The sequence below is a fragment of the Kitasatospora sp. SolWspMP-SS2h genome (genome assembly GCF_003259315.1).
Taxonomy (GTDB): domain Bacteria; phylum Actinomycetota; class Actinomycetes; order Streptomycetales; family Streptomycetaceae; genus Kitasatospora; species Kitasatospora fiedleri.
The window spans coordinates 94523-109885 of record NZ_QLLT01000021.1 but is presented as its reverse complement, the minus strand read 5'-3'; the positions used below and the strand labels follow the sequence as shown (position 1 = coordinate 109885).

The following is a 15363-nucleotide window of genomic DNA, read 5'->3' as shown; positions in this document are numbered from 1 at the left end:
CGGGCGGGACCCGGAAGCCACGGACCGGTCCCACCGCCGGCGTACAACGGGGCCGGGCGGAAAGAGAGAGACCGTGACAGGCCAACAGCCCCCCGACGAACCGGCGGGAACCGCTCCCCGCGGCGACGGCGCCCCGCCGCCGCCCCGCGCGGCGCGGGCCGGGCGCCCGGCGGACGGTGACTGGAGCGCGGGTCTGCACCGGATGTGGCGGCTCGCCCAGACCTCGACCGACGTGACGGCGCTCTCCGAGCAGCTGTACGACCTGCTGCTGGGCCGGCCGGGGGTGGTCGTGGTCTCGGGCACCCGGTTCGCCCCGTCCGGCGCGGCCCGGTACATGCGGTCCAGCAGCCGTCCCGACACCCGCCCCGAACGGGTGCTGGCGCCTCCCGGCGATGCCTGGAAGGGCGGGCCGGCCCCGGTGCCCGGCCTGGTCCGGCAGTTCGCGCTGCGCTCCGAGCACGCGCGGGCCCGGCCCGAGTACGGGGTGTGGCGGGCGGCCGGGGCGGTGCGGGTGGTGGAGTGCGCGCTGGCGCTGGAGGAGGGCGACTGGGCGGTGGTGTCCGTCGGCCTGGCCGCGGGCCGGTCCGTCCCGGCCCGGCTCGGCCTCCGGGTCGCCCAGGTGTGCGACGTGGTCGCCGCCTGCAACGACCGGATCGTGCAGGAGCGGGAGAACGCCCGGGTGCAGGCCCGGGACGCGCTGCTCGCGGAGGCGTCGCTGCAGATGGACGCCTCGCTGGACGTCGGGGAGACCCTCCAGCGGGTGGCCCGGATGACGGTGCCCGCGGTGGCCGAGGGCTGCCTGGTGCACCTGTGCGGGCCCGGCGGGCTCACGCTGGTCGCCTCCGCGCACCTGGCGGCGGGCGCGCAGCGGCGGTTCGCCGCGGCGGGCGAGGACGGGACCTGGGTGGACGACGTCCTGCCGAAGCTGTCCGCGCTGCGCGAGGGCACCGTCCTGAGCGGCGGGGAGCTGGCGGGCACGCCCTTCGGCCCGGCCTCCGAGGTGACCGCCCGGGCGGTCACGGTGAACCCGCTGCGGGCCCGGGGCCGGCTGCTGGGCACCGTCACCTTCGTCTACGAGCGCGACCCGTCCCGCCTGCCGCCGCCGCTGTTCCTGGCCGACCTGGCGCTGCGGGCCGCGCTGGCGATCGACAACGCGACGCTGTACGAGGAGCGCCGGCAGCACGTGGTCTCGCTGCAGCAGCACCTGCTGCCGGCCGTCCTGCCCACCGTGCCGGGCCTGGAGCTGGCCGCCGCCTACGAGGTCGGCGACGCGGCCCTGGAGGTGGGCGGCGACTTCTACGACGCCGTCTCCGGCCGGCACTCGTTCTCCCTCCTGGTGGGCGACGTGTGCGGCCGCGGGGCCGAGGCCGCCGCGCTCACCGGCCTGGCCCGGCACACCCTGCGCACGCTGCTGGAGGACGACCTGCCGCCCGCCGCGGCGCTCACCCGCCTCAACCGCGCGCTGCGGACGGCCGCCTCCCGGAAGTTCGTCACCGGCGTGGTGCTGTCGCTGGTCCCGGCCGCGGACGGCGCCTTCGCGGCCCGGATCGCCAACGCCGGCCACCCGCAGGCGCTGGTGCTGCGCGCGGACGGGACGGTCGCGCCGCTGGGCGGCACCGGCGGGCTGCTGCTCGGCGTGGTCGACGACTACGAGCTGGCGGAGACCACCGACGTGCTGCGCCCCGGGGACACCGCGGTGCTGCTGACCGACGGGATCACCGAGTCCCGCTCACCCGACGGGGCGTTCTTCGAGGACCGGCTCTCCGCCGCCCTCGGCGCGCTGGCCGGCCTCCCGCCGGCGGAGGTGGTCACCGGGCTGGCCCGGGCGGCGCTCGGCTTCGGCCGGGGCTCGGCGGACGACATGGCCGTCCTGGCGATGCGGGTGGCATCGGGGGCGGAACCGGACCGGAACGAGGAGGGGAAGGCGTCGTGACGGCGATGGCCGAGGGACTGGTGCTCGTGGTCGAGGACTCCGAGGAGGACATGGAGGCGGTGGCGCGGGCCCTGGGCCGCTCGCACCCGCTGGTCCGCCTGGAGTTCGCCGGGCGGGCGGACGCCGTCCTCGGGCGGCTGCTCGACCCGGCGGCCGAACGGCCGCGCCTGGTCCTGCTCGACCTCAACCTGCCCGGCTACAGCGGCCACGACCTGCTCGGCGACCTCCGGGCCCACCCGGAGCTGGCCGGGCTGCCGGTGGTGGTCTTCACCTCCTCCACCGCCCCCGCGGAGGTGGACGCCTGCTACGCCGCCGGGGCGGACAGCTACATCTTCAAGCCGCTGAACTTCGAGCTGTTCCGGACCGTGCTCGGCAGCACCGTCGACTTCTGGCTCGGCGAGGTCCGGTCCGGCTGAACCGGGCCGGAACCGACCCGGCCGGAGCTGAACCGGGCCGGAGCGCGGGCCGGAAACGACCCGGCCGGAGCTGACCCGGCCGGAGCGCGGGCCGGAGCTGACCCGGGCCGGGGGGCGGGGACCGGACGTCCGGTCCCCGCCCCCCGGCCCGGGGTGCGTTCCTAGGCGGCGCCCGCGCCCGTCAGGGCCCGCACCTCCAGCTCGGCGAAGCCGTCCTCGTCCGGCGGCTCCCGGTCCAGGACGGTGCCCAGCCAGCCGGCCAGGAAGCCGAGCGGGATGGAGACCAGCCCCGGGTTCTCCAGCGGGAACCAGTGGAAGTCCAGGCCCGGCAGGACGGCGGTCTTCGCGCCGGAGACCACCGGCGAGAACAGCACCAGCACCACCGCCGGGACGAGGCCGCCGTACACCGACCAGACCGCGCCGCGGGTGGTGAACCGCTTCCAGAACAGCGAGTACAGCAGGGTCGGCAGGTTGGCCGAGGCGGCCACCGCGAAGGCCAGGCCGACCAGGAAGGCCACGTTCAGCTTCTGGGCGAACAGGCTGAGCACGATGGCGAGTCCGCCGATCACCACGGCCGAGATCCGCGCCGCGATGACCTCCTCGCGCTCGGAGACCTGCCGCCGCTCGGGGCGCCGCCAGGCCCGCGCGTAGAGGTCGTGGGCGAAGGCCGCGGAGGAGGCCAGCGTCAGCCCGGCCACCACGGCGAGGATGGTGGCGAAGGCGATCGCGGAGATCACCGCGAACAGCAGCAGGCCCCAGGTGGACTCCGGCCCGCCGCCGAGGTCGAGGGCCAGCAGCGGGACGGCCGTGTTGCCGGCCGGGTTGGCGGCCCGGACGGCCTTCGCGCCGACCACCGCGCCGGCCCCGAGGCCGAGCACGATCGCCATCAGGTAGAAGCAGCCGATCAGGCCGATGGCCCACATCGTGGAGCGCCGCGCGGCCCGCGCCGTGGGCACGGTGTAGAAGCGGCTGAGGATGTGCGGCAGGCCCGCGGTGCCGAGCACCAGCGCCAGGCCGAGGCTGACGAAGTCGAGCCGGCTGACCAGGCTGGAGCCGTACCGCAGGCCCGGTTCCAGGTACCTGTCGCCGACGCCGCTGCGCTGGGCCGCGGTCTCCATCAGCGCGCCGAGGTCGCCGTGGAAGCGGGCCACCACCAGCACCGTGAGCAGCACCGAACCGGCCACCAGCAGGAAGGCCTTGACGATCTGGATCCAGGTGGTGGCGCGCATCCCGCCGACCGTCACGTAGACGATCATCAGGCCGCCGACGCCGACGATGGTCCAGCCCTTGGCGGCGCCGCTGTCGGTGCCGAGCAGCAGGGCGACCAGGCTGCCCGCGCCGACCATCTGCGCGATCAGGTACATCAGGGTGACGACCATGGACGCCAGGCCGGCCGCGGCGCGCACCGGCCGCTGGCGCATCCGCAGCGCCAGCACGTCGGCCAGGGTGTAGCGGCCGGCGTTGCGGACGAGTTCGGAGACCAGCATCAGCACGACCAGCCAGGCGACCAGGAAGCCGATGCTGTAGAGCACGCCGTCGTAGCCGTACAGCGCGATCAGGCCGGTGACGCCGAGGAAGGACGCGGCGGAGAGGTAGTCGCCGGAGAGGGCGAAGCCGTTCTGCAGCGGCGAGAAGTCGCGGCCGCCGGCGTAGAAGTCCTCGGCGGCGTGGCCGCGGCGGCCGACCCAGACGGTGATGGTGAGCGTGACGGCGACGACGACGGCGAACAGCGCCACCGCGAGGCCGTGGCTGGGGTGTGGGGTCATCGCAGTTGGTCCTGGGTGTCCCAGCGCAGTTCGAGGGCGGCTCGGTCGCGCTTGGTGCGGGCGTTGCGGGCGTAGAGCCAGGTGAGCAGGAAGGTCGAGGCGAACTGGCCGAGGCCGAGCAGCCAGGCCAGGTTGAGCGGCCCGGCGACCCGCTGGCGCATCAGGTCCGGCGCGAACGCCTGGGCCGCGACGAACAGCAGGTACCAGGCCAGGAACCCGGCGCTGGCCGGGAACACGAAGGAGCGGTAGCCGCGCCTGATCTCCTGGAACGCCTCGCTGTCCTGGACGCTCCGGTAGACCTCCCGGCCGACCCGCTCCTCCGGCGGTGCCGGTTCCGCGGCCCGCCGCTGCGCCACCACCCGGGGTCGGGAAGGGGCCGCGGGCCACCAGTCGACTCTCTCCTGCTGCGCCACAGCCGACACCTCATCATTTCGGTCACCAGGACCGAACCATGATGGAGCGTCACAAACCAGACCACGAAACCCGTGCAGATACGTTCACCCGAACCAGCTAACCGGAAGTCGGTTCACGAACCGTCGGAAATTCCATGCTTGAAGGCGTACGCCACGGCCTGGGCGCGGTCCCGTACCGCTGTCTTGGCGAAAAGGTTGTTGATATGTGTTTTCACCGTCGCGGGGCTGACGAACAACCTTCCGGCGATCTCCGCGTTGGACAGGCCGGCGGCGATCAGCTCCAGCACCTCGGCCTCGCGCTGGGTCAACCCGTCCGGCAGCGCCGGGCGCCCGGCCGGCTCGGTCCTCGGCTGCGGTCCCGCCTGCGGTTCCGGCCGCGACTGCGCGGCGGGCCCGGTCGGGGCCGACAGCCGTTCCAGCAGCCGCAGTTGGACCTGCGGGGAGAGCCCGGCCGCGCCCGAGCGGACGTCCGCGACCGCGCGGGCGATCTCCTCCGCCCCGGCGTCCTTGGTCAGGAAGCCGCGGGCGCCGGCCTGCAGCGCCGAGAACAGCGAGTCGTCGTCGGCGTAGGTGGTGAGCACCACCACCTCGGTGGCGGGGTGCTCGGCGCGGATCCGGCGGGTCGCCTCCACCCCGTCGCAGCGCGGCATCCGCAGGTCCATCAGCACCACGTCGGGGGCGTGTTCGGCGACCAGCCGCAGCGCCTCCTCGCCGTCCGGCGCCGAGCCGACCACCGTGATGCCCGGCAGCAGGCCGAGCAGCATCACGATCCCCTCCCGCACCACGGTCTGGTCGTCGGCGACCACCACCCGGATCGGTCCGTCCGTCACGCCGGCACCCGCAGCAGCACGCGCCACCCTCCCTCCTCGGGGCCCGCCAGCAGTTCGCCGCCGAGCAGTTCCGCGCGTTCGCGCATCCCGAGCAGACCGTACCCGCTCCCGCTGTCGCCCAGCACCGGGTGCGCCCCGCGCGGCGCAGCGGAGTTGCGCACCCGCAGCTCCACCGCGCCGTCCAGGTAGCCGAGTCGGACGTCCACCCGGCCGCCGGGCGCGTGCTTGCGGGCGTTGGTCAGCGCCTCCTGGGCGACCCGGCGCACGGCCAGCCCGGCCTCGGCGGGCAGCGGCCGGGGCACCCCGTCGACGGTCAGCCCGGCCCCGGACTGGGCGGCCAGCTCGGCCACGAACTCGGCGACGGGGGTGAACTCGCCGCGCAGCGCGGACAGCGCCTGCCGGGTCTCGGTCAGCCCGTCCTGCGCCATCCGCCGGGCGGCGACCACCCGTTCGCGGACCTCGGCCCGGTCGGCCCCGGCGTCCAGCATCAGCCGGGCCGCCTCCAGGTGCACCAGCTGCGCGGACAGGCTGTGCGCCAGCACGTCGTGGATCTCCCGGGCGATCCTGGCCCGTTCGGCCAGCGCCGCGGACTCCGCCCGCGCGGCCTGCGCGGCCCGCTCCTGGGCGAGCAGGGCGCGCTGCGCGGAGCGGGCCTGGCCGTCCAGCCGCAGCAGGTAGCCGAGCAGGCCGATGCCGCCCGAGACGGCCAGCATCACCAGCAGCGAGTCGCCCGAGCCGAGGCCGTAACTGGCCAGCGCCGCCCCGGCGGTGAGCAGCCCGGCGGCCAGCGGCAGCCGGATCACGGCGAGCACCGCGAGCCCGCACCAGATCACCGAGGCGAGGGTGTCGGCCCCGCCCTCGTGGGCCAGCCCGGCGGTGGCCAGCAGCCCGGCGGCGCAGCCCAGCGCGGGCCACAGCCGCCGGGCCCGGCAGGCCAGGAACCAGCCGGTGGTCAGGGCGACCGCGGCCGCGATCCAGCCGACCGGGGCCAGCAGCCGCCAGCCGGAGTACCGCTCCTCGGCGAAGGTGCCGAGGACCACGGCGCCCAGCATGACGGCCCGGCTGCAGAACGACAGCACCACCCGGGCCCGGCTGGTGTGCTCCCGGAGCGGCACGTCCCCGGCGGGCCACCCGGTCCAGCGCTCCAGCGTGCTCACCTGCTGATCCTCCCTCAACGGTGGTGCCGCCGACCCCCGTTGCGGGGGCCGACGGCGGATGCCCGGCCCGGCGGCGGATGCCCGGCCCGGCGGCGGTGCGCCGGGCGGTACGGCGTGGGTGCGCCGGGCGGTACGGCGGGCGGCGCGTCAGGCGGCCAGGCCGTGGTGCTGCTTGCCGCCGCCGTCCAGCTGCCGGGCCCGCCACTGCAGGGCCGCCGAGCGGACCAGCAGCAGCAGGGCCAGCGACAGCAGCAGCACGCTGCCGGACTGGTGGACGTGCAGCGCGGCGCCCACCCCGTACCAGGCGATCCGGACCAGGATCGCGCCGACCCAGGCGAACACCGTGACGGTGGTGCCCCGGCTCCACAGCGCGCCGTCCGCCTCGCGCCAGATCCGCACCGTCCAGCCCCAGGCGCAGCCCATGCCGGCGGTGGTGAGCATCGAGCCGATCAGCAGGGCGGTGGCGGCGGTCCGGTGCTGCGGGTCGATCAGCACCGGGTCGCGCAGCGCGACGGCGGCGAGCACCAGCGGCAGCAGCCAGAAGCGGCGTTCGGTGTCCAGTCGGCGGGCCCGCAGCTGCCGGCCCACCACCAGGACGATCACGGCGGCGGCGATCAGGACGTCGGACAGGGCGGTCATTTCGGGTGCCTCCCGGGCGGGGTGGTTTCGACACCCCGAACGCTACGGAGCCGGCGCCCGCCGGTCCTCGGAGCGGGGGTTGATCCGCGGCGCGAAGGGCTCTCCACCCCGGGGTGGAGAGCCCTCGTGCGCGGGGCCGCCCGGCGGGGCGGCGGCCGGTCCGCCCCGGGGTCGCTCAGGCGTCGATCCGGGACCGGTCCAGGGTGGCCGCCGAGTCGACGATGAACTCCCGGCGCGGGGCGACGTCGTTGCCCATCAGCAGGTCGAAGGTCTTCTCCGCGGACTCCAGGTCGCCCAGGTTGATCCGGCGCAGGATCCGGTGCCGGGGGTCCATGGTGGTCTCGGCCAGCTGGTCGGCGTCCATCTCGCCGAGGCCCTTGTAGCGCTGGATCGGGTCCTTCCAGCGCAGCCCCTTGCCCTGGAACTGGAGCAGGGTGCGCCGCAGCTCGGCGTCGGAGTAGGTGTAGTGGTACTTCTCCTGGCCGCGCTTGGGGTTGGTCAGCTCGATCCGGTGCAGCGGCGGCACCGCGGCGAACACCCGGCCCTGCTCGACCATCGGCCGCATGTAGCGGTGGAACAGCGTCAGCAGCAGGGTGCGGATGTGCGAGCCGTCGACGTCGGCGTCGGCCATGAAGATGACCTTGCCGTAGCGGGCCTGGTCGATGTCGAACGTCCGGCCCGAGCCCGCTCCTATCACCTGGATGATCGAGGCGCACTCGGCGTTCTTGAGCATGTCGCTCACGGACGCCTTCTGGACGTTCAGGATCTTGCCGCGGATCGGCAGCAGCGCCTGGAACTCCGAGTTGCGGGCCAGCTTGGCGGTGCCGAGCGCGGAGTCGCCCTCGACGATGAACAGCTCGCTGCGGTCCACGTCGTCGCTGCGGCAGTCGGCCAGCTTGGCGGGCAGCGAGGAGGTCTCCAGCGCGGTCTTGCGGCGCTGCGCCTCCTTGTGCTGCCGGGCCGCGACCCGGGTGCGGGCGGCCGCGACGACCTTCTCCAGCACGGCCCGGGCCTGGAGCTTCTCGTCCTTCTTGGCGGAGGTCAGGAACGCCTTCAGCTCCTTGGCGACCACGGCCGCGACGATCCGGTTGGCCGCCGAGGTGCCGAGCACCTCCTTGGTCTGCCCCTCGAACTGCGGCTCGGCCAGCCGGACGGTGATGACCGCGGTCAGGCCCTCCTGCGCGTCGTCCTTGGTGATGTCGTCCTCGGCGACCCGCAGCAGCTTGGCGGCCCGCAGCGCCTCGTTGACGGTCTTGGCGAGCTGCCGCTCGAAGCCGGTGACGTGGGTGCCGCCCTTGGGGGTGGAGATGATGTTGACGAAGGAGCGCTGGGTGGTGTCGTAGCCGGCGCCCCAGCGCAGCGCGATGTCCACCCCGAGCTCGCGGGTGACCTCGGTGGGGGTCATGTGCCCGAGCTCGTCGAGCACCGGGACGGTCTCCTTGAAGGTGCCCTCGCCGCGCAGCCGCAGCACGTCGGAGATCGGTCGGTCGGGGGCCAGGAACTCGCAGAACTCGCTGATCCCGCCGTCGTAGCGGAAGGTCTCCTCGGCGACCTGCTCGCTCTCGGTGAGCCGCTCGTCGCGCACCACGATGGTCAGGCCGGGCACCAGGAAGGCGGTCTGCCGGGCCCGGCTGTGCAGCGACTCCAGCGAGAGCTTCGCGTCCTTGAGGAAGATCTGCCGGTCCGCCCAGTAGCGGATCCGGGTGCCGGTCCGGGTCTTGGCGAACTTGCCCTTCTTGGTCATGCCGCTGCCGGGCTCGAACTTCGCGTCCGGGCCCTCCCCGGCGTACGCGCCGGGGGTGCCGCGCCGGAAGCTGATCGCGTGGGTGGCGCCGGAGCGGTCCACCTCGACGTCCAGCCGGGCGGAGAGCGCGTTGACCACCGAGGCGCCGACGCCGTGCAGACCGCCGGAGGCCGCGTACGAGCCGCCGCCGAACTTGCCGCCCGCGTGCAGCTTGGTCATCACCACCTCGACGCCGGACAGCCCGGTCTTGGGCTCCACGTCCACCGGGATGCCGCGCCCGTTGTCGCGGACCTCGACCGAGCCGTCCTGGTGCAGCAGCACCTCGATCCGGTCGCAGAAGCCGCCCAGGGCCTCGTCCACCGAGTTGTCGATGATCTCCCACAGGCAGTGCATCAGGCCGCGGCTGTCGGTCGACCCGATGTACATGCCCGGCCGCTTGCGGACCGCCTCGAGCCCCTCCAGGACGAGCAGATGCCGCGCGGTGTAGTCGGACCCGCCCTCACCGGTCACCAGAGAGGGCGGGCCGGTCTTTTCTCCACTCACGCTCTGCACTCCTCCATGACGTTGACGGACACCCCCGCATGCTCTCAGCAACTGAGATCCGGGCCGCCGGGGCCCGCGCGCGCTGTACGCGCTGCGCGAACACGATTCCCGCCTCGGAGGCGGTTACCAGCCTGCCATCTCCTGCCGACACCACGGGTCCTGGCGGATCCGGGCGGCCGGGGAGGGCTGCGGAGCTGCTGCGATGCGGTGCAACGGGTTCCGGGACGGGGCTTATGCTCCGACCCGGCGGAGGATTATGCTACGCGGACCTCACCCCCCGGCCCGGCCGGGAGTTCGAGGTGATCGGCCGGCCACGGGAATCGGTACGCATGAACCATCGTTGCCCGGGGCACGTCCTCATCAAGACGACGGCAGAATCCTCCAAGAGAAAAGCCACGAGCGGGAACGAATTCGACCTGGTTGGATGTTGATCCTGGTACACAGCTCGTCGAGCTAGAGAAGAGGCGACGTGACTACTGTTCTGACCCCTGCGAGCCCGCTGACCGCGGCAGACCGCTGCGACCGTTGCGGCGCTCAGGCTTACCTGCGCGTCGTCCTCTCCAGCGGCGGAGAGCTGCTGTTCTGCGCCCACCACGGGCGCAAGTTCGAGCCCGAGCTCAAGAAGATCGCCGTGGAGATACACGACGAGAGCGACCGCCTCTCCGGTACGCCGGCGGTCGCCGAGGAGGGGGAGCGCTGACGCTCCCGCTCCACCGAGCTGCCTGAAACGGCCGGGTGGCCCACCCCTCCCAGGGGCGGGCCACCCGGCCGTGGCGTTCCCGGGCCCCGGCCCGGTCCGCGTTCACAGCACCTCGTGCACGGCCTCCGAGACGGCCGCGATCCGGGTGTACACCCCGGGGTGCTCGGCCTCCGCGCAGCCCGCGCCCCAGGAGACCAGCCCGGCCAGCCGCCCGGCCACCAGCAGCGGCCCGCCGCTGTCGCCCTGGCAGGCGTCCTTGCCGCCCCGCTCCTCGCCCGCGCACACCATGCTCCGGGCGTCGTACGCACTGTCCGAGCCGCCCGGGTAGGCGCGGCCGCAGACCTCGTCCGAGACGATCGGCACGGTGACCTGGCGCAGCGTGTTCGAGTAGCTGCCGTTGCCCCGGGTGTCGCCCCAGCCGAACACCGTGGCCGGGGTGCCCGCCGCGTACGGCTCGGTCTCGCCCGGGCCCACCATCTCCAGCACCGGCCGGCCGTCCTGCGGCTCGGCCAGGGTGAGCACCGCCACGTCCCGGGTGTTCGCGGTGAAGCTGTAGCCCGGGTCGATCCACACCCCGCGCACCGCCACCTCCCGCCCCGCGCCGCCCCGCAGGTCGTCCCGCCCGACGATCACCCGCAGCCCGGGCCGGTCGGTCGGCCGGGCCGTGGTCTCGTCGTAGAAGCAGTGCGCCGCCGTGACCACCTTGGTCGGACTGATCAGCGCCCCGCCGCAGAACTGCCCGGAGCGGGCCGAGCCGAACTGCTGCCGACTGGCCAGCGCCACCATCCACGGGTGGTCCCCGGTGCTGGCGCCGGTACCGCCGATGATCCGCCGCTGCGCGACGGCCGGCCCGGCCGCGCCCAGCGCGACCAGCGGGGCGGGCAGGGCGGCCAGGGCGACGAGCGCGACCGCCCGGCGGCGGAGCCGAGGCGCGAACGTGTCCAGGATGGGCACCGGTTCTCCAGGGGGTTCGGCGGGCTGGGAGGCGCTCCGAACGGGTCCGAGCCGGTCCGGGCGGAGCTGCGACAACCTGCCCAGCGTAGTCACCCCCTCACCCGCCGTGCCCGCACCCGGCCCGCCCACCACTCCATCAGGCGACCCCCGGACACGCGAACGGGCCCCTCCGCCGGTGGCGGAGGGGCCCGTCCAGGTGACTCGGGCCGACCGGGGTCAGTCCAGGTAGTCGCGCAGCACCTGGGAGCGCGACGGGTGGCGCAGCTTCGACATGGTCTTCGACTCGATCTGCCGGATGCGCTCGCGCGTCACGCCGTAGACCTTGCCGATCTCGTCCAGCGTCTTCGGCTGGCCGTCGGTCAGGCCGAAGCGCATCGAGACCACGCCCGCCTCGCGCTCGGACAGCGTGTCCAGCACCGAGTGCAGCTGCTCCTGGAGCAGGGTGAAGGAGACCGCGTCGGCCGGGACGACCGCCTCGGAGTCCTCGATCAGGTCACCGAACTCGCTGTCGCCGTCCTCGCCGAGCGGGGTGTGCAGCGAGATCGGCTCGCGGCCGTACTTCTGGACCTCGATGACCTTCTCGGGGGTCATGTCGAGTTCCTTGGCCAGCTCCTCCGGGGTGGGCTCGCGGCCCAGGTCCTGGAGCATCTGGCGCTGCACGCGGGCGAGCTTGTTGATGACCTCGACCATGTGCACCGGGATGCGGATGGTGCGGGCCTGGTCGGCCATGGCGCGGGTGATCGCCTGCCGGATCCACCAGGTCGCGTAGGTGGAGAACTTGTAGCCCTTGGTGTAGTCGAACTTCTCGACCGCGCGGATCAGACCGAGGTTGCCCTCCTGGATCAGGTCCAGGAAGAGCATGCCGCGGCCGGTGTAGCGCTTGGCCAGCGAGACCACCAGGCGGAGGTTGGCCTCCAGCAGGTGGTTCTTGGCGCGGCGGCCGTCCTCGGCGATGATCTCCAGCTCGCGCTTGAGCTTCGGGGCGAGCTTGTCGGCCTGGCTCAGCTTGTCCTCGGCGAACAGGCCGGCCTCGATCCGCTTGGCGAGCTCGACCTCCTGCTCGGCGTTGAGCAGCGGGACCTTGCCGATCTGCTTGAGGTAGTCCTTGACCGGGTCGGCGGTGGCGCCGGCCACCGCGACCTGCTGGGCCGGGGCGTCGTCCTCGTCGTCGTCCGAGAGCACGAAGCCCTGGTCGGTCTCCTCCTCGGCCTCGCCCTCCTTGCCGTCGCCGGGCAGGGCCACGTCCTCGAGGAGCTCCTCCTCGCCGATGACGTCCTCTTCGCCGGCCTTGGCACCGGGCTTGGCGGCCGCGGCGGTCTTCTTGGCGGCGGTCTTCTTCGCGGGGGCGGCCTTCTTGGCCACCGCCTTCTTCGCCGGGGCGGCGGCCTTCTTGACGGCGGCCTTCGCCTCGGCGACCTCGATGGTCTCGACGCCGACCTCGGTGCCGGCCACCGCGGCCACCGAGACCGACGGAGCCACGGTCGCCGCGGGGGCGATCCGGACCGGGGGCTTGGTCTGGGCGACCGGTGTGCGGGTGGTGACCGCCTTGGTCGCGGTGCGCTTGGTGGTGCTCTTGGCCGCGACGCTCTTGCGCTTGGCGCCGGCCGGCTCGGCCGCGCTGACCATCAGCTCCACCCCCTCCTCAATCAGCACCTGGTTGAGGCTGCGCATGACGTTCTTCCACTTGGTGACCGGGATCTGGTCCGCCTCGAACGCGTGGCGCACGTCGTCACCGGCGATCTGCCCCTGGGCCTTGCCCCGCTCGATGAGCGCCAGCAGTGCCGCGGACTCGGCGATCTCGGGGGGAAGGGAACGGGATGTGCTGGCCGACACGAACAACCTCTCGGACGATGAGTGGACACGAACCCGCGCCGACCGGCCCGACTGCTCGGGCTCGGACGGGTGGACGGTGACCGGGGTCTGCAGGACGGCAGCAGCGCCGCGGACCATCACAGCCAGCTGGCTTGTGGTGATATTCCGGAGCTGCTTCCGCTCCGTACACATCGCTGCCGCCCCTCAAGTGTTACGCATGCCCGTCGTGGCGCCCGTCACACCACCCGAGGGCCGGTGCGGGCAGCCCCCGAGCGGCCTATCCGCAGGGTCGGAGCGGCCCGGCGGGCGGCGTCGCACCGGGTCCTGGCGGGCGGCGTCGCACCGGCCCGGGGGCGGTCGGTCGGACGGCCTGGCCCCGACGTGCCGATGTGTCGCCGCGTCGACGTACCGATGTGCTGATGTGTCGCCTGTGCTGATGTGTCGCCGCGCCACCACGCCGATGTGCCGATGGCCCCTCGGCTGCGCGGGTGGGGCAGCAGAAGGGCCATCCGGTCGGAGGTCGGAGCGGCGGTCGGGGGCGGCCGCGCTCAGTGCTCGCGCGGCGCGGGGACGGCGTGCTCGATGTCCGGGTGGACGGTGAGCAGCGCGCGGACGGCGGCCTCGGCCGCGGTGCCGTCGCCGGTGCCGAGCGCGTCGACCAGCCGGGCGTGCAGGCTGACCGCCGCATCGGACGGGCGCTCGCAGGTGGTGCCGGAGCCGCCGGAGACCTGGAGCGCGTTGGCCACGATCCCGGACAGGTGCTCCAGCATCCGGTTCCCGGCCATCTGCAGCACCAGGCCGTGCAGTTCGGCGTCGGCCCGGGAGTAGCTGACCAGGTCGCCCTGGCTCCCGGCCTGGCCCATGATCTCGGTCAGCTCGACCAGCCGGTGCTGGACGTCCTCCCGGCCGTGCCCGGCCGCCAGGCGCGCGGCCAGCGGCTCGATCGCCCAGCGCAGCTCGAACAGCTCGCGGCGCTGCTCGTCGCGCTGCGGGCCGAAGGCGCGCCACTCGATGATGTCGGGGTCCAGCAGGTTCCAGTCGCTCACCGGGCGGACCCGGGTGCCGACGTTCGGCCGGGCCGAGACCAGGCCCTTGGCCTCCAGCACCCGGAGCGACTCGCGCACCACGGTGCGGGAGACCTCGAAGCGCTGGCCGATCTCCTCCGGCACCAGCGGACGGTCGGCGCCCAGGTCTCCGGAGACGATCATCTGGCCGAGCTGCTGGACCAGCTGGCCGTGCAGGCCGCGGCCGCGGCTGCTGGTGGTCTTCCGGCCGACCCGGGAGAGGTCGCTCTCCGCACCCTCCCAGCGGGGGGCGGGCGGAGTCGGGCGGTCGGCGTACGGGAAACGGTCCAACTCGGAGGCGGAGATCGACTCGGCCTGGCGAGCGGCGGTCACGGTGGGGTGCGCAAGGGTACTCACGCCATCCTTTGTCGGCGATCGGCGGAGTCGCCTTGAGCATTCTCGTGAAAAGCACACGAAAGGGTGATCGGCCGTGTCTGGATAATTGACTTCTTATCAGCCGGAAATGCGCATACCGGTCATCGGGCACGGATTTCCCCTGCGTCACCCCCGCCCCGGCTGTCACACCGTCAGGGCTCCTTCCGCCGGCGCTCCCCCGGGTTCTACCCGCGCTCTCCTGGTGGCGCGGGCCGGACAGGTGCCTGGTCAGAGGCTCCGGCGGCGCAGTTGCGCCAGCACTGCCACCAGCACCAACAGGGCGGCCGGGGCCAGCAGTGCGGCGACCACCACGCCGTCCAGCGCGCCGGCGGTCCGGTCGGCGGCGTCGCGGACCCAGTCCAGGCCGTACTGGAAGGGCATCAACTCCCGTACCCAGACCGGCCAGTTGCGGCCCGTGCGGTGCAGCAGCAGACCGGTGGTGGGCTCCAGCAGGGCGGGCAGCGCGCCGGTCAGCAGGACGCCGACGACGGCGCTGCGCACCAGCGAGGTGATCAGCAGACCGGCCCAACCGCCCGCCACCGCCAGCACCACGAACGCCGCCAGCGGGCGGCCGACCCCGCCCGCCGCGAACGGGCCCGACAGGTCGAGCACTTCCGACGCGTCCACTCCGCCGGGCAGCGCGAGCCGCGCCGCGAGGACGTTCACCCCGAGAGCGACCACCGCCAGCAGGACCGCTGCCGCGCCCACCACCAGCGACTTCGCGAGCAGGGCACCCAGTCGGCGCCCCAGGGTGACCCGCGAGGCGGACAGGCCGGGCCAGCGCGCCTCGTTGCCGTAGGACAGCGCGCCGAGCACCGCCGCCGCGAGCGCGGTCAGCGGCAGCGGCAGGACCGGCACCACCGCCGCGACCGACCGCACCGCGTCCGGCACCGCCAACTCCCCGGCGGGCAGCCGGTGCGCCGAGAACGCCGCCACCGCCGCGTTCACCAGCAGCGCCCCCACGACCACCACCCACGTGGAGCGCACCCCGCGCAGCCGACGTACCTCACTCGCCAC

13 protein-coding genes are annotated in these 15363 nt (G+C 73.9%); 3 read left to right on the top strand and 10 right to left on the bottom strand.

The genetic code is table 11. The features are described 5' to 3' along the window. Positions 1–73: 73 nt before the first annotated feature. The gene (locus K353_RS24920; RefSeq protein WP_233533815.1) at positions 74–1933 is read left to right on the top strand and encodes a PP2C family protein-serine/threonine phosphatase; all 1860 of its coding nucleotides are present in this window, start codon (positions 74–76) and stop codon (positions 1931–1933) included. Between the two features lie 5 nt (positions 1934–1938). Next, a complete protein-coding gene (locus K353_RS24915) occupies positions 1939–2349 on the top strand; it encodes a response regulator (RefSeq protein WP_111555811.1) in 411 nt (136 codons plus the stop codon). A 161-nt stretch (positions 2350–2510) separates the two neighbouring features. On the opposite strand, the gene K353_RS24910 is transcribed toward K353_RS24915, so the two are convergent. From K353_RS24910 to K353_RS24885, 6 genes are all read right to left on the bottom strand, one after another. Continuing rightward, positions 2511–4115, bottom strand: a complete 1605-nt coding sequence (locus K353_RS24910) for a cation acetate symporter (protein ID WP_111555777.1) — start codon at positions 4113–4115, stop codon at positions 2511–2513. Then, a complete protein-coding gene (locus tag K353_RS24905; RefSeq protein ID WP_111555776.1) occupies positions 4112–4528 on the bottom strand; it encodes a DUF485 domain-containing protein in 417 nt (138 codons plus the stop codon). The genes K353_RS24910 and K353_RS24905 overlap by 4 nt, the downstream gene beginning before the upstream one ends. Before the next feature lie 113 nt (positions 4529–4641). After that, positions 4642–5292, bottom strand: a complete 651-nt coding sequence (locus tag K353_RS24900) for a response regulator (RefSeq protein WP_370447652.1) — start codon at positions 5290–5292, stop codon at positions 4642–4644. Between the two features lie 62 nt (positions 5293–5354). After that, the gene (locus K353_RS24895) at positions 5355–6515 is read right to left on the bottom strand and encodes a sensor histidine kinase (RefSeq protein ID WP_370447651.1); all 1161 of its coding nucleotides are present in this window, start codon (positions 6513–6515) and stop codon (positions 5355–5357) included. Between the two features lie 147 nt (positions 6516–6662). Next, the gene (locus K353_RS24890) at positions 6663–7154 is read right to left on the bottom strand and encodes a CcdC protein domain-containing protein (protein ID WP_111555774.1); all 492 of its coding nucleotides are present in this window, start codon (positions 7152–7154) and stop codon (positions 6663–6665) included. 175 nt (positions 7155–7329) lie between these two features. Beyond that, complete coding sequence (locus tag K353_RS24885) at positions 7330–9441, bottom strand: type IIA DNA topoisomerase subunit B (RefSeq protein WP_111555773.1); 2112 nt, start codon at positions 9439–9441, stop codon at positions 7330–7332. 469 nt (positions 9442–9910) lie between these two features. Between K353_RS24885 and K353_RS24880 the strand changes: the two genes are divergently transcribed. Then, positions 9911–10141, top strand: coding sequence for a hypothetical protein (locus K353_RS24880; protein WP_014138480.1), 231 nt, complete (start codon positions 9911–9913; stop codon positions 10139–10141). A gap of 102 nt (positions 10142–10243) precedes the next feature. On the opposite strand, the gene K353_RS24875 is transcribed toward K353_RS24880, so the two are convergent. From K353_RS24875 to K353_RS24860, 4 genes are all read right to left on the bottom strand, one after another. After that, complete coding sequence (locus K353_RS24875) at positions 10244–11095, bottom strand: trypsin-like serine protease (protein WP_111555772.1); 852 nt, start codon at positions 11093–11095, stop codon at positions 10244–10246. Positions 11096–11311: 216 nt separating this feature from the next. Then, positions 11312–12928 (bottom strand): RNA polymerase sigma factor, encoded by a 1617-nt coding sequence (locus K353_RS24870; RefSeq protein WP_255410764.1) that lies wholly within the window; start codon positions 12926–12928, stop codon positions 11312–11314. 527 nt (positions 12929–13455) lie between these two features. Beyond that, positions 13456–14328 (bottom strand): FadR/GntR family transcriptional regulator, encoded by an 873-nt coding sequence (locus tag K353_RS24865; RefSeq protein WP_111555771.1) that lies wholly within the window; start codon positions 14326–14328, stop codon positions 13456–13458. 246 nt (positions 14329–14574) lie between these two features. After that, positions 14575–15363: a hypothetical protein gene (locus K353_RS24860; protein ID WP_146616563.1), complete on the bottom strand. Its 789-nt coding sequence runs from the start codon at positions 15361–15363 to the stop codon at positions 14575–14577.